10 protein-coding genes and 2 pseudogenes are annotated in these 15546 nt (G+C 48.2%); 2 read left to right on the top strand and 10 right to left on the bottom strand.

The genetic code is table 11. From position 1 onward, the window contains the following. Positions 1-68 precede the first annotated feature (68 nt). Together HI950_RS02300 and HI950_RS02295 are read right to left on the bottom strand one after the other, a co-directional pair. Positions 69-1625, bottom strand: coding sequence for a response regulator transcription factor (locus tag HI950_RS02300; protein ID WP_169081776.1), 1557 nt, complete (start codon positions 1623-1625; stop codon positions 69-71). Then, on the bottom strand, positions 1603-3375 hold the full coding sequence (locus HI950_RS02295; RefSeq protein ID WP_169081777.1) for a cache domain-containing sensor histidine kinase: 1773 nt from the start codon (positions 3373-3375) through the stop codon (positions 1603-1605). Before HI950_RS02295 ends, HI950_RS02300 begins: the two co-directional genes overlap by 23 nt. Positions 3376-3652: 277 nt before the next feature. On the opposite strand from HI950_RS02295, the gene HI950_RS35540 reads away from it, so the two are divergent. Further along, positions 3653-3955, top strand: coding sequence for a DDE-type integrase/transposase/recombinase (locus HI950_RS35540; protein ID WP_411268055.1), 303 nt, complete (start codon positions 3653-3655; stop codon positions 3953-3955). Positions 3956-4093: 138 nt separating this feature from the next. Here the strand turns inward: HI950_RS35540 and HI950_RS02285 are convergent. Then, positions 4094-4545: pseudogene (locus HI950_RS02285) on the bottom strand (ABC transporter permease subunit); the annotation flags it as partial. Between the two features lie 419 nt (positions 4546-4964). On the opposite strand from HI950_RS02285, the gene HI950_RS02280 reads away from it, so the two are divergent. Further along, positions 4965-6668 carry a cellulase family glycosylhydrolase gene (locus HI950_RS02280; RefSeq protein WP_169081779.1) on the top strand — a complete coding sequence of 568 codons (1704 nt, stop codon included), beginning with the start codon at positions 4965-4967 and terminating at the stop codon, positions 6666-6668. Between the two features lie 436 nt (positions 6669-7104). Here HI950_RS02280 and HI950_RS02275 read toward each other — a convergent pair whose 3' ends face one another. The 7 genes and pseudogenes from HI950_RS02275 to HI950_RS02240 form a co-directional block, all read right to left on the bottom strand. Then, complete coding sequence (locus HI950_RS02275) at positions 7105-7251, bottom strand: hypothetical protein (RefSeq protein WP_187768034.1); 147 nt, start codon at positions 7249-7251, stop codon at positions 7105-7107. After that, positions 7217-7396, bottom strand: a pseudogene (locus tag HI950_RS02270) (spore germination protein); the annotation flags it as partial. The pseudogene HI950_RS02270 and the gene HI950_RS02275, both read right to left, overlap by 35 nt. A gap of 28 nt (positions 7397-7424) precedes the next feature. Further along, positions 7425-8936 (bottom strand): glycoside hydrolase family 43 protein, encoded by a 1512-nt coding sequence (locus HI950_RS02265; protein ID WP_169081780.1) that lies wholly within the window; start codon positions 8934-8936, stop codon positions 7425-7427. A gap of 235 nt (positions 8937-9171) precedes the next feature. Then, a complete protein-coding gene (locus HI950_RS02260; RefSeq protein ID WP_169081781.1) occupies positions 9172-9828 on the bottom strand; it encodes an SGNH/GDSL hydrolase family protein in 657 nt (218 codons plus the stop codon). A gap of 12 nt (positions 9829-9840) precedes the next feature. Next, complete coding sequence (locus tag HI950_RS02255) at positions 9841-11841, bottom strand: beta-galactosidase (protein ID WP_169081782.1); 2001 nt, start codon at positions 11839-11841, stop codon at positions 9841-9843. A 30-nt stretch (positions 11842-11871) separates the two neighbouring features. Continuing rightward, entirely contained in the window at positions 11872-13401 is a 1530-nt protein-coding gene (locus HI950_RS02250; protein ID WP_169081783.1) for a response regulator, read from the bottom strand. A 476-nt stretch (positions 13402-13877) separates the two neighbouring features. Beyond that, positions 13878-15527, bottom strand: coding sequence for an extracellular solute-binding protein (locus HI950_RS02240; RefSeq protein ID WP_169081784.1), 1650 nt, complete (start codon positions 15525-15527; stop codon positions 13878-13880). Positions 15528-15546 lie beyond the last annotated feature (19 nt).

Genomic DNA, 15546 nt, shown 5'->3' with positions numbered 1-15546 from the left:
TTTGTCAAAGCGGGTTTGAACGGTTTATGTTCCGAAAGAGTGTCTTGTTTTCCGCAATTTGCGTTATTTTATTTTCGCAATAAACCTTGATATTCGGCTGGAGATAATCCTACGATCTTTTTAAATTGCTTGCTAAAATATTTTACGTCGTTAAAACCGGACTGCTCGGCTACCTCATACACCTTGAGCGATGATCCTTGCAGCAGCTCCTTCGCTTTCTTTACGCGCAAGGCGATCAGGTGATCGATGAATTTCTCTCCTGTCACACGTTTGAACATTTCGCTGAAATAATTCCTGCTTACATTTACCGCATCAGCCACTTCCTGCAGGGAGATCGATTCCCTATAATGGTTCTTGATATAGGCAGCGGCCTCCATTACGATCCTTTGGTGCAATGTTTTATCCGGCCGCGGAAAGTCTTCACCGCCCACGATTGTTTGGTAGCCATCTTTCACATGTTGAATGACCTCAGTGACATAACCCAGCCTGCCGAGCTCCCGAATTTTCCGGATGATGGAAGAATCCGCGTCTTTGAATACGGCAAACAGGCTAAGCAATTCCTCAGCCTCCTGCAGCACTTCCTCTTTCGATCGATATTGCGGTAACCAATGATTCATGATTTCATTTATCATTTGTTCCGATCTGGAATGAAAGCCCATCGTTAGCGACTCTTTGAGTTCGTGTAAGGCTGCCGCAAAAGGATAGGGCGATGCCGAAATGGAATCCGTTTGCTCCTCAGCAGCAAGCAAGCGGCACGGTCCTCGGAAGAAACCGACCGCGAGCACTTTTTCCGCCTCCATGCAGGCATTCTGAAGGTCAAGATAATTCTCATACACGACGCTGAGTCCTATGGATACGTGCAATAGGTTCGACTCCGTATGCTGCGAAAACTGCTCGATAAGCTCATAAAACGTGACATGCGGGTTTGGGTGTACAGGAAGAGCAGCCAAAAGCAAGTCCGGACGAAGCATGACAGACACAAAGGAACCAAAGGCTTGATAGAGAACCTGTTTGAGCACTTCTCCCAGCTCCGTTAGGAGATCATTCCTTTCAGCATCCGTTTTGCCAAATACGTTGATCCCCAAAGCGGCAATACGGTAGCTTTCTTCCGGGCATTCTGTCTTTATTCGTTCGATAGCAGCCGGGTCACCGCATAGCGCCTTGCAGAATGTCTTCTCGAGCATTTTTAGCTTATTAGCAAGCTGTTGGTCTTCAAACTGCTGAACGATTTGTCTGTTCTCGCTTTCATCCTGAAGCTTTTTTTTCATTTGATTCAGAACCGTTATGAGCGAATCCGAGTTAAGTGTCGGCTTCAAGATGTAATCGCTGGCCCCTAACCGGATTCCTTCCCGTACATATTCGAAATCATTATGGCAGCTGAGCAGCAACACCTTGACCCAAGGACATAATTCTTTGGTCTTGCGCGTGAGCTCGAGTCCATCCATCACAGGCATAGCAATGTCAGTGATCAATATATCAATCTCTTGATTCTGAATCCATTTCATTGCATTTTGCCCGTTTGACGCTTCACCAACCAATGTAAATCCGTGTCTCTCCCAATCAAAAGTGGTACGAAGCCCGATTCGCGCTATCTTCTCGTCATCAACCAATAGCACTCTGTACATAGGTTTCCTCCTTTGAATCGGCAATCGTAATAAGCACGCGTGTCCCTTCGTTTTTGATGCTTGAGATGCTGAGGCCGTATGTATTTCCGTAATATAACTGGATGGTCTGATGAACATGATTCAGTCCGATATTGGTCATCCCTTTATTGCTGCGTTCTTTATCGTTCATCTGCAGTTGATGAAGCCTTCCCTCATCTATTCCGATACCGTCGTCGGTTATTTTGACCAGGATATTTTGTCCGTTTTGTTCGACTTCGATATCAATCGATCCATCTGAATCCTTTGGAGCTATCCCATGGAAAATGGCGTTCTCGACGATGGGCTGAAGCAGCATTCGTGGAATTTGTATTTTTTTGAGCTCCTCCCGGCAATGGATATTTAAGCTGATTTTGTTATCATAGCGGTATTCCTGAATGATCATATATTTCTGGAGCAGTTCAAGCTCCTCCCCGAGCGGAATGAAAACGCCATTCCGTTCAAGACTGCCTTCCAATATTTGAACCAGCGTAGTGACAGCGTTGTCTACATCATTGGTCCGGTTCAATTTAGCCATCCACCTTATCGAGTTCAGCGTATTATAAAGAAAGTGAGGGTTAATTTGATAGCGAAGCGCTCGTACCTCCGCCTTTTTTTTCTCCGATTCCTCCTTGGCGATTCGGGCGATTAACAGATCGATCTGTTTGATCATTTTATTAAAGCTGCGGCCCAGCTGCCCAATCTCGTTCCGGCCGACGCTCTTGCTCCGGACGCTCAGGTCGCCGTTCTCGCCTTTACGCATCAATCGGCTCAAATTAACTAACGGATTACCGATTTTACGGGTAACGAAATACCCCATGCCCATTGCAGAAAGGATGCAGAAAAGTGCAATCCACATCGTGAATTTCCGGATACTGGCCGAATCGGCTGTCAGTTCCTCGAGAGGTACAACCCCAACCACATCCCAGCCGTTATACAGGCGTTCAGGAATCACCAGCGTGCTTTTGTTGTCTTTGTTATATTCCGTCGCTTGCGAAGGAAGGATGAGCTTGGACTCTTTTCCATACTGCTTGGAATCCGGATGATAGAAATAACGGTTCTTGTCATTGGTGACGTAGATGTAACCCGTATCCCCAAATTGAACGCGGTTAAGCTCATCGATCAGAACCTCGCCCATAATCTCAAAGAACATCACGCCGATAATGTCGCCGGTTTCCCAGCTTCGTATGGCGCGGCCAAGGCCGAATACAGGAAACCCCATTTCCGTTTTCTTTAAATAAGAGTTTTGAGAGAGTCCGAACCAAACGCTATTACCGTTTGCTTCCAATATCGCTTTATACCAGTCGGAATCCCATTGATCCAGAGACACCAAGGAGTCCGAGCTTAATACCGAATTGTTGCGGTTCACATCGAATATGTAGATATCGAGGATTTCTGACGAATTAATCATGATGGATGTTAGGATGTCTTGTCCATCTTGAATCTTGAGCGTGGTTTCATACAACTTCTCTTTCGATTGTTCCTTCAAAATATTGTGGATGACCTTACTGTTTAACACCATCATGGACGAATCATCAAGCTTTTTGAAATAAAGGTTCAGCTTGTCACTCACCTGTGTAATAGTAAGCGAGGCTACCTTACTGACTTGTTCCTCTACGATAGAGGACGATTTATGATAAGACAAAAAACCCATGACCAGAACGGGAAGCGTCATGCCGATAAAGCAGAACCAAAAGAGTTGGACTACAATGGAATGAAAATGACGGAAACGCATGGTCGTTCCTCCTTTATAATCAACATTAGTTAGCTGAATCTCTATATTACTTAAACTATAACAGCGCTTACAATAGTTCATATTAAAAAAATATATTATCTTCTACTCTTTCTCTTTTTTTATGAATGAGCATTTTGCAATAATCAAAGCCCTTGAACCACAAGGTTTTCTGAGCATAATAAAGAGACTTCACCCTGACTTGGAGAAGTTTTCAAGTAACCAAACAACTACGCGAAAAATGGTTAACAGATATCACCTATATTCCTACCATTGAAGGTTGGCTATACCTCGCGGGAGTTATGCACATCTGCATGGCCGCGCTATCGTAGGGTGGGCAATGGACAGCCGTATGAAGACCGAGCTAGTCTCTTCTGCATTAAAACAGGCCATATGGCGCGCAGGCGCATCAAAAGGTTTAATCGTCCATTCTGATCGTGGCGTCCAATATGCTAGCAAGAAAAATCAACGACTTCTGAAGAAACATGACTTCGCCTGCAGCATGAGTCGAAAAGCAATTGATACGACAACGCGCAGATTGAGACCGGTTAGAAATCCCGGGAACGAAAAGATCAGCGAGTAATTATTGAACGTCAGGTGGCGGGGAAATAACGTACAAATTGTCACCAGGAGGACGACCGCATAGGCAAAAAATTACCGAAAACCCGGTCCGGCAAGCTCGTTCTTATTGGGCTCTGTTTGCCCATCTAACATATTCTCCTTACATGATACTTTCTTTCGTCATTTTCTTAAAATGCCGTTCGAAACAAAGAGTAGGATTAAACTGATAAGGGAGTTGAGAATATTGATTGCTGTCCCGAAGGAGTAGAGTCCAATACCGAGACCGTGATTTAATGCGTAAAGATCGAGCACCTCGAACTTCTCAGCGACCAGACTGTTTCCGAGAAGTAATTGCTTCTCGAAGCCGATACTGAGCAAGTGTCCGATCGACATGATCAGTAAAATAATGATGGTCGGACGAATCCCCGGCAGCGTAATGTGCCAGATCTGCCGAATCCGGCCGGCCGCGTCTACACGAGCCGCTTCGTATAAATCGGCGCTGACGCCTGTTATTGCAGCCAGATAAATGATCGCGTTCCAGCCCGTCTCTTTCCAGACATCCGCGCTGGTGACGACATATCACAATAGATTCTCACTGGCCATGAACTGTATGCGTTAATCGATAATGTTCCAGCCGACCATAACAGCTCCCTGTTGGAAGGAACCGGGATATCGTCCCAACGGGACGCGTCATATTCCGGATGATAGAACGCATTGGTTACAACATCCGGAGGCGAAAAAATTTTAAATTTCCACGAGCCGTTTAAGCATTACGTATTTTGACTTTCTGCGGTCACCGCTTTGCTCTTCCTTCATCCAAAAAATTCAATTTTTATCTGATTTTTAAGTCATTTTTTGTTGTATGATCAGGAACTTCACACAGTTATAATTTAAAATGTTACCGCTTACAACAAATATTCATAAAGGAGATGCATGAAAACAACATTGAAGAACTGTCTCAAGTATCGCTGTAAGCCGATTTACTCGAAAGACAGCAAGGCGGTGTTATTAAAAAGCAAAGGAGATTTTTCATGCGCACAAAAAGATCATATCTGTCCGTCTTAGTGGTCGTTGCCCTGCTGATGGCGTTGTTTTCATCCGTCGGTTCGGCCGCTGCTTCCCCGAAAGAAAGCAAAATGCAGTCTTATGTCAGTGCAATGCAGCCCGGATGGAACCTGGGCAATACATTTGATTCATTTGATATGAATGAACCAAATAATGGTGACGAGACATCCTGGGGCAACCCGATCGTGACCAAAGAATTCCTTACGGAAATTAGGAAGCAGGGCTTCAAAAGCATCCGTATTCCGATTACATGGAACGGGCGGATGGGCGGCGCACCGGACTATACGATCGATCCGGCCTGGATGGACCGGGTTCAGCAAGTCGTCGATTGGTCGCTCGAAGAGGGTCTGTATGTCATGATCAACGTTCACCACGACGCTTGGATGTGGGTCAGAACGATGCCAACGGATCATGACGAAGTAATGGCCCGATATACCGCGTTATGGACGCAGATCTCCGACCGCTTCAAGAATCATCCCGACAAACTGATGTTCGAAAGCATCAACGAACCGGAATTTTTAAACGTTGATATCACGACGCAGCTCGAATTTCTTGATGAGATCAACACAACCTTCGTGCATATTGTAAGAGAGTCTGGAGGCGCTAATGCCGATCGTCCGCTTGTGCTGCCGACGTTATACTGCAATCACGAGAAAGTGCGTGTGGATTCGCTTGCAAGCACGATTGCCAAGCTGAACGATCCGAATTTAATCGTGACCATTCATTTTTACGGCTTCTGGCCGTTCAGCGTAAACATTGCGGGCTACCCGAAGCTTGAGGCCGATACGCTTAAGGATGTCGATACATTGATTGACAATGTATCTAATGAGTTTGTATCAAAAGGAATTCCCGTTATCGTAGGCGAATACGGACTGCTAGGCTGGGATGCCAGTGAAGGTGTGCCCGAGCATGGCGAGATGTTGAAGTTTATCGAGTATTTCACCTCTAAATCCGTAGAGAACAAACTTGCCCTTATGCTGTGGGACAACGGCGGGCGTTTTGACCGCGGAACGCTTCAGTGGAACGATCCGGAGCTTTACAATCAGATCATGGCCAGCTTGAAAGGCCGCTCTTCCACTGGCGAATCCGATCTGATCTTTGTCAGGAAAGACGCGTCGGCTCAGGACACTTTAGTGCCCTTGCACTTGAACGGCAATAAGCTGACCGGCATCCGGGCCGGAGACTATAAGTTGAAAAAGGGCAAAGATTATGAGTTGAACGGCGAAGACCTGACCCTCAAAGCAAGTTTTACCGCCAAGCTGACTGAATCGGCCGCACTCGGCGAGGTAGCCGTATTGAAAGTCCAATTTAACAAAGGCGCCGATTGGACCTTCCATGTCTTGTACAATGACACCCCGGTGCTTCAAAACGCGGAAGGCACCACCGCAAATTTCGCGATTCCGACTGCCTTCAACGGCGACCGTATTGCCACGATGGAGGCCGTATATGTTGAAGGGGGCAATGCCGGTCCGCATAACTGGACTTCGTTCAAGGAGTACGGCCGGACTTTCAAACCATCTTATGCTACGAATGAAATCGCTCTTACACAGAGCTTCTTTAACGAAGTGAACGACGGAACGGTGATTCTGAAGTTCCACTTCTGGAGCGGCGACATCATCGAGTACACGATTACGAAGAACGGCACGAACATCACGGGCACAGCACCGTAGAACTGAAATCGTTTCGGTAAAAAAGGAGTCCTGCCATGCGCCCGTGCGCTGGGGCAGTACTCCTCTGCTTTCATCCGGCATGAAAGCCGCCTATGGGGCTAGGGCTGACAAATGCCATGACGACAATCGGTTACCTAAACATGAGGAGTTCATTTGTTTCTGCGCTCAACGGCCAATAGTTATATCATGACAAACGTTGAACTTTTTTATTGCAGCTTCATCTTCTATTTGACGATGGCTTTCCCCTGTAGTCCCCGCGGTCATTGTTCAGCACGTTTCCTGTCTGTCCACCGGGCCCTGCCTGTTGCTCCAAAGGGAAAGGTGAGTCATTGTCTACAACTGGCTTGAGGAGGATGAAACGTTCAAGCTTAAAGCAACAAATTTAATATAATTTATAAAAAAAGCAACCTGACTGCTGAACTGCAGCCCGGTTGCTTTACTGGAACGCGTTGTTCTGGTAGGCGCTAAGTGCGTCGTCTTTGGCATTCTCATCTCTTCCTCGAGATTGCTCGATGGCCTCTTTTGTATCCCCAAGACCTCCGCTTTGGGGAAACCATTCCTGCTTCAACGGCGGATTGACCAAGCACGAGTGCGCCGACGGTAGATATCGCTTGTCCGGTAGTTCGTGGCATGCGAATTCCGGCTTCGCGCAATAATTCAAACGTGATCTCCATCATCAACGCTTCGACAAAGGTCGGAAAAGGGATTCCCTCTCTCTGCGAGGGCAATTTTCAAGATGTCTAGGAACATCCAATATTAATCTCTCGGCTCATAGTCGAACCAATCAAAGAGCGCCGACGAACCCTGCCCCGTATCACAAACGGCATACATCGCAATGAGTATTCCCGTAAAGCCGCCCGCAACTTCCGTTGAGAGCAGATGAGTTTCTCCCGAGCCCAATTCAAGAACACTGGATCCCTCTTGCTGAATGGCAAAACCAAATGATTCCGGACGAGCCTCAATCTGGAGTACGACATTACCCTCTGCGCAGTCCAGCGTGCGCTCCGTTCTCAATGACCCCACCGTGCGCCGGAGTACAATTACTTTACGTCCTTCTTTACACGTTACGGACAGATCATAATGATACCTTTCGTTCATAAATACGGTAAGTCCGGCTTCCTCACCATCGTTTACCGGCTCGAAATTTAAAAGGGCGGCAATGTTGCATGACATATGGCTCAGGCGGCGCCCCACAAAGGCGGGTGCGCTGGCATCGTCGAGCGACGTCTTGTTTCCACGAAGCGCAAGATGCCCCGGACATTCGCGAAGTGACCAGCTGTCCGGCGCCGGATTACGCAGGAAGACCCAGTCGAAGCCTAGCATTGTATCGTCAAAATCATCTCTGATTGCCTTAGGCGGCCACCGGACTTCAGTTAACTGCGGTGCCTCCATAACGGACTCGATCCTGCCGCCATCACCGATGATCGGCCAGCCATCAGATGTCCATGACACGGGCGCCAGAAACGTCTCCCGACCCAGATGATGCCGGTAGGGATAGGAGACAGGCCTGATGCCCAGGAACACCGCCCACCAGCTTCCGTCATGCGCCTGTACCAGATCCGCATGCCCGGTTGCGTGTATGCTGCTGTTCAAGCTTCTGTGAGACAAGATCGGATTCTCGGGACATGGTTCAAAAGGACCGTAGGGATCGCCGCTTCTCGCAATCGTCACCATATGCCCGTATTCCGTGCCTCCTTCGGCAATCATTAAATAATAAAGTCCGTTGATCTTGTAAAGGTGAGGAGCCTCCGGGTACGCTCCGCCCGTTCCCTTCCAGAGTAGACGGCTCTCAGTCAGCATGCTTCCGGTCGATATGTCGATCTCGCATTGATAAATGCCGTAGCCTTCATTGCCTTTACAATTGGATTGAAAGTATACGCGGCCGTCCTCATCGAAGAACAGAGAAGGATCAATACCGCCCTGCACGATAGGTACCGGATCGGACCATGGACCGGTCGGCTGCTTACTGCGGACAAAGAAGTTGCCGAACCCGCTCACATTCGTCGTCACCATATAGAACCAGCCGTCGCTATAGCGTATCGTCGGAGCGTAGATCCCTCCCGAGATCCAAGTGTTTGCCAGCGGCAACTGCCGCTCGGTTGTGAGACAATGTCCGATCTGGCGCCAATTGACAAGATCCTTGCTGTGAAACATAGGGACGCCAGGAAAATAGGCAAAAGTGCTTGTCACCAGATAATAATCATCATCGACCCGGCAGATACTCGGGTCGGGATAACATCCAGGAATTATGGGATTGGTATACGTCACAATGCTGCACTCCTAATCGTTCAAAAGTTTTCATACGTTTCAAAAAGAGAATCACTTTTGGTGATCTCTCTTCATTTTCGATTATATAACACCGATTCACACCTTGATTATTAGGTTAGTGAATAGCATGATATAGACATCTGTCCGATTATGGATGATTCATTCCACAAAAATACCCACAAACCATTGCGGTTTGAGGTATATAAAGCTTGAGTGCATGCTGAGCATGAACGAATCAGCGAATCGCCAGCTGACTATTTTGAACGACCGACAACCATTCGCGGGCTATAAGCTCATGACCGGCTGCCGTCGGATGAACGCCGTCCCATAACCAATAAGCGGCATCCTTGCCTGACGCTGCCTTGTCGAACGCCGCCTGCAGAGGAACGAACACTGCATTAAATTCCTCGGATAACCGGCGCGATATGCCGCTATATTCATCAAGCTGTTTTTGCCACAGCTCCCATTTCTCCACCGTACAGCCCGTTTTTAAAGCAAACGGCTCGCATATGACCAGCCCGGTATGCGGCAGCACCTCTTTGGTCTCCTCAAGCAAATGCCGATACGCTCTTTCGAATCGGTCGGTAGCGCCGCTTGGCAGCCCTTCAACAATTCGCCAGGCATCGTTCACTCCGATCAGCATGCTGATCAGGTCCGGTTTCAGGCTGATTGCGTCCTCGTTCCAACGCGCGTACAAATCCGATACCCGATTACCGCTGATGCCTCTGTTGATAAAATGCGGCCTCTCTCCTGCCAGTTCATATCCAAGCTTCCCTGCCAGGATAAAGACGTAGCTGTGACCCAATATATGATTGGGATCTTCGTTGCGGCCCCGACTACCGTCGGTAATGGAATCGCCTTGAAATAAAATCGTTCTGGATTGCTGGTTCATTGAGAAAGCCTCCTATTTTATACAAAAGACGTCGTCTTCAACAAGCTTGACGATTTCCACCGCATACGGGTCCAAGTCTATAGCAGGACCAACCGACTCCTCTCGCAGAAGGCTCAAATACGCGCCCCCCAACTTGACAGTCTGTTTCTTCCGCGTGAGATTCAATACGAATAAATAACGCGCCGTTCCCTTCCGGCGTATCGAAATCTGAACCCCCTCCGGCAAACCGGTAAATCGGGTTAGACCGGCCTCATCGGCAGCCTTCCCGAATAAATCCAGGTAGAAGCTTTCCTCGGCAACGGTGCCTATATAGTACACTTTGCCCTCACCCCATGCATGAACCGTTACAGCCGGTTTCCCCGCGAAGAAATCGTTCTCATACCAAGCAATCGTCTCGGCGCCAGCAGGTTCCAGAATATCGCACCACTGACTGCAGGTATGCGTTTTCCCATCTGTCATCCGGATAGTATGAACGTCGTTGCCGACCGGATCGTATTCGGTTACGGTTACCCCTGCCGCCTCGGCCAACTGACCAGGCAGCGGATGAATCCAACATACGTTATTCAGGTTTTTCACGCCGGTACGATTCGTCAAGATTAAGATGGCTCCGTTCTTCACGCAATTCTTCAGCTTATCCGCCAGGTTTTCATCCAATAAATAGAGTGACGGCGCAATAATAAGGCGATACCTGTCAAGATCGTCCGTTGTATTCACAACATCCGTCAGAATGCCCGATTTGGTCAGAGCCCGATGATAAAGCTTCAGATTATCGAAATAATCCATTCCTTCTGCCTGAGGCTGAATCGCGAACGCATTGTACAAGTCGTGCGAATGGAGAACGGCAGCCTCGCCAAGCACCTCCGAACCCGCCAAGACAGGAGAAAGCCGGTTCACTTCATCGCATAACATCCGATATTCCTCGAATCGTCTGCCGGGTACATTGCTGTGGTCGATTAATCCGTGCCAAAATTGCTCAGCGCCGAACGGAGCGCTTCGCCACCGGAAATGAACGAGCGTGTCGGCACCGCGGGCAATGCACTGCCATGCATATGCGCGAATGAACCCCGGCTGAGGCGTCCGCCACATCGGAAACCAGCAGCCGGGCGGCCCGCTGATCGTTTCCATGATCCAGAAAGGGCTTCTCTTGATTCCGCGTGTCAAATCAAGTGTCAACGCGCCGCTGTAACCGCTCGAAACGGCTTTCTCCGGACTCGTGTTCGGGTAATAATCGAGGGAGGCAAAATCCAGCCGCTTGCAGAGCTTGTAATAATCCAGCGACATCGGATAGCTCCATATATTATGTGTCACAAAATGTCCCGGACAATATTGCCGCAATATATTGCCCTGCAGCTGTTGGAATTCGACGACGGAGTCGGTTTCGAACCGTTTATAGTCGAGCAGATACGATGGATTCTTGTATGCCGTTCCGCCAAGTGGGGTCGTAATCTGGTCCCAGCTGCTGTATTCGCCGCTCCACACGACCGTCCCCCAGGCCTCGTTAATGGCATCAAGCGAACCGTATTTGTCCGAAAGCCATCGACGAAATTGCTGATTGCAGCTCTCGCAATGACATTCGTTCAGGCTGAACTCGTTGTCAATCTGCCAGCTGATAACGGCCGGATGATTGGAATAGTGCATGGCAAGCTTCTCTACAATTCGCTCTGAAAATAATCGCATGGACGGACTATTGTAGCAGCGATGTCCCCGTATCCCGGGATAGCGTGGATGAAGTACCGCATCTACAGGAATCACATCGGAAAACCGATTCACGAGCCAATTCGGCGGTGTACAAGTCGGCGTGCCGATAACGACCTTGATCCCCTGGCGATCGAAGACGTCTATCGCTTCATCCAACCACGAGAAATCATAGCCTCCTTCTTCCGGCTCCAGGCGTGACCAAGCAAACTCGGCTACCCGAACAAGGCTTACGCCTGTCTCGCGCATCAATTTGGCGTCCTGTTCCCACATGGTTTGCTCCCAATGCTCGGGATAATAATCGACTCCCATTTTCATGTAAAAACAACCTCCGATTTTAAGCGATTGTCATTCGTTTTGGGCGGCTTTGCCTTGAAACGAGACGGTTTTTCTTTTGTAACGGGACGGTTTTTCCCCTAAATATTTTTTGAATTTCATATGGAAGTAGTCGACGTTGGAGATTCCTACCCGGGAAGCAGCCTGGTGGACCTTGAGACCGCTCTCAAGCAAAACTTTGGCATTTCGTATTCGCACTTTATCCAGATAGGTGCGGAAAGTGTCGCCTGTAGCATTTCTAAATAATCGGCCCAAGTATGCGCTATTATAATGAAACAGCTCTCCGAGCGTTTCCAACTTCAAATTCTCGGCGTAATGACGTTCCACAAAGTTCAATACTTGCTTGATGACCGGGTCCCTGCAATCTGATCCTATCCGATCGAGAAGAAGCATCAGCCTGTCTTCGAGCAACCGCTGTAGTGTCCGGTAATCGGGCTGCTCATAAATGTCCGAAGTCATAGGCAAAGCGTCTTGTACGAAGAGATATGCAATTTCATTTGTTTTCGACAGCTTGGTGAGCGCGAGCGAAATCCACTGTGAGGTCACCGTTTTGATAGCCTGCTCTGCTCCGTCGTATTGTGCGATCGCAAGCAGCCCTTCCTCAAGCACACGACAAAGCAAGGATCGATTCCCGATATCAATGGCATAACACAGTTTGTCCGATAATGTACCGATATCAGGCACCTCTTGCGGCATAATCTTTGCGTTGCTGTCGATAATTCTCCTCTCCCCCCGGTACAAAAACTCTTTCTTTAACAGCTCTGCAGCTTCGGAATAAGATTTCCCGATTTCCGTGATCGCTTCGACGGCTCCCCCCGCGACGGCAATAAATGGTGTATTCACTGCATCAAGCGCATCCTCTATCTCGTCAAATAAACGTACTGCATCAAATTCCTCCCCCACTTCTCGTAGAACTATTCCTACTTTCGAGTCAATGATGAATACTAGCCCCTTCTCACGCTCTTCAAGATGGCTCACTATTTTCCGCTTCATGATTTCGATTAAACCACTACTGTTGCCCTCCGGAGAATTCGGCTTTACAAGCAGTATCCGGTACCTCGGCCAATTGAACAACCGAAGCGAGTCAGCCAGATTGCCTTCTCCATGAGCAACAAGCAGCGAGACCATTTCGCGCTCCCGTGACTCTCTTGGATACAGCCTGAAGCACCTTTGCATTCGTATTCCGATTCGCGTCAATTCCTTCTCGATCTCATTTGTATCTGCCGGTTTCAACAAATATGCGGCTACCCCCAATGAAATCGCACTCTTGGCATGGTAGAAATCAGCATGGCTGCTCAAGATGATGATTTGGCACTCCAAGTCGGTCTGACGAATGGTTTCAATGACTTGCAAGCCATCCATTTCAGGCATGCTGATTTCGACAACCATAAGATCAGGACGTAATTCAGCATGCAAGAGCAAAGCCTCCCTGCCATTTCCTGCTTCACCAATGACTTCGAAACCGTGACGTTTCCAATCGACCGTCTCTTGCAATTGTTGACGTATTCTCTCTTCAGGATTAACGAGAATGACCTTATGCAATGAGAATCCCCCTCTCCTTCAAATTGGAAGAAAAGTAAAGGACGCTGCCCATGCCATCGCTCGGGCAACGTCCTTCATATTTCCACTCAAACAGCCAACTTGATAGGAATCGCCATATACTAAATCGCCGGATTATAATCGAACCAATCAAAGCGTGCCAGCGTACCTTGCCCCGTTAGCTCACGGCATACATCGCGATCATGTTTCCTGTAAAGCCGCCCGCTACCTCCGTTGAGATAAAATGAGTTTCTCCCGATCCCAATTCAAGGTCGCCGAATCAGCAAGGCAGCTATGCTGCATGGCAAATGGTACAGTCGGCGGCCGACAAAAGCGGAGGCGCCAGCGTCGTGTCAAGCGACGTCTTATTCCCGCCCAGCACAAGATTCCCCGGACTCTCGTGAAGCGACCAGCTTTCCGGCGCCGGATTTCGCAAGAAGTTTCAGTCGAAACCCAGCAGAGCCGGTTTTATATGTTCCTTATATGCCCATTTTCTCCCTGTTCTTCTTCCATACCTCAGTCTCATGCGCAATCAGATCCATGTAGCCTGAGGCGTTCAAAGCATCTTCATATTGCTTGAATACGGAATCGAACTCCGCTTGGTCTTTCGCAAAAACAAGCTTCGCGTCGTAATCCTTAACGATCTGCTTCATCCGCGCAAAGTCGATTCCCAGCTTGGACTTGGAGTCAATATTCATAATTCCATTGAATTGATCGTTATTCGTTTTGACGAATTTACCATAGAACAAACTTGCTACAACATCCCATTCGGCCTTCCCAGGGTCCTGCTTAACCCGTGCTGCCCCAATCTTATGGAATTGCCAAGTGCCGAGCGGATTCCAACCAAGCTTGAGGTTGGCTTTCTCTTCCATAGTCATTGTCTTGCTCTTCTCGTTGTCGATCGGTGCGCCGTTCTCGTCAAAAGTGTCCCACAATATTCCCGGAGGCCCATATGTTGAAATTCGTTGACCTTCTGCGCTAGCCCACCAGTCGAAGAATTGGAAGATTCGCTCCGATTCCTTGGCACTAGTCGTAATTACCGTTTGGTTCCAGCCCAACTTACCAAAGCCGATAGGCGCTACTGTAGCCGGATCCACGCCATCATCGTATAGGTAGGGGATAAAATCATAACCTGCCGCAGGGTCCTTCGCCTGCAAAATGTTGTTCGCTGCTCGCCCTATTGAAGTTATGCTGTTAGCGGTTTGTACGGCAATTCGACCAGAGTTAAGCTTTTCGGTTGCTTGCTCGCCGCTTTGAGTGAGGAAATCCTGCGAGACCAGTCCTTCTTGATATAACTTGTTTGTCATTTCCTTCATTTTCTTGAAGGCCGGATCCGTGAATATGGATTCGATCGCGTTCGTCTTGAAGTTCACATACACTGGAACTTCTTTAAGAGAATCCGACCAGCGCAAATCGCCGTAGCCGCCGTAAATCATCATTTCCGATGGATCTTGCATCGGTATGATATCCGGATACTTATCTTTGACGAGCTTCAAATACGCATACAAATCATCTAACGTCTCAAGCTTCGGCTTACCTAGCTCGGCATAGATCTTACGGTTGACAATCCAGCCGAAGCTGGCCATTTGATTTTCATTCCTGGAACTGCCGAACCAACTAGGCATACCGTAGACATGGCCGTCGGTAGCTCGCATCATATCCATCGTATCCGGATCGATCAAATCTTTAAGGTTCGGATACTTATCATAGTATGCATCCAATGGAACGATCTTTTTGTTTTTCACCAAGTTTTCGAATTCCGGCGTGTTCGGGTCCAAAGCTATAACGTCTGGCAGTGTATCCGACGCAACCATCGTCCCGAATTTCTGCTTTGCATTGCCATTGGAGCCAATTTCAATCAAATTCATTTTTTTCTCTTCTTTTAACCATTTGGTAACCGCATCATTGGTACCATAACCACTTGGAGAAGCCCAGTCATAATTCATATAGTAGCTGAACTCTAATGGCTGTTCCCCAAATGCAGGCAGCGCCTCTACAGTCACTTCCGGCGTGTTTGTTCCTGTGCTGTTCCCCGGGTCGTTACTATTGCTGCTGCAAGCACTCAGAACCAAACTGCAGGCGAGGATAAGAGATAATCCCCCAAACAGCCGCTTTCTTATTTTTTTCAACACATGATAACCCCTCTCT

The sequence above is a fragment of the Paenibacillus sp. PL91 genome, from assembly GCF_012935325.2.
In the GTDB taxonomy this organism is placed as follows: Bacteria; Bacillota; Bacilli; order Paenibacillales; family Paenibacillaceae; genus Pristimantibacillus.
The sequence above is the reverse complement of the archived record's forward strand: the minus strand, read 5'-3'. Positions and strand labels throughout refer to the sequence as shown.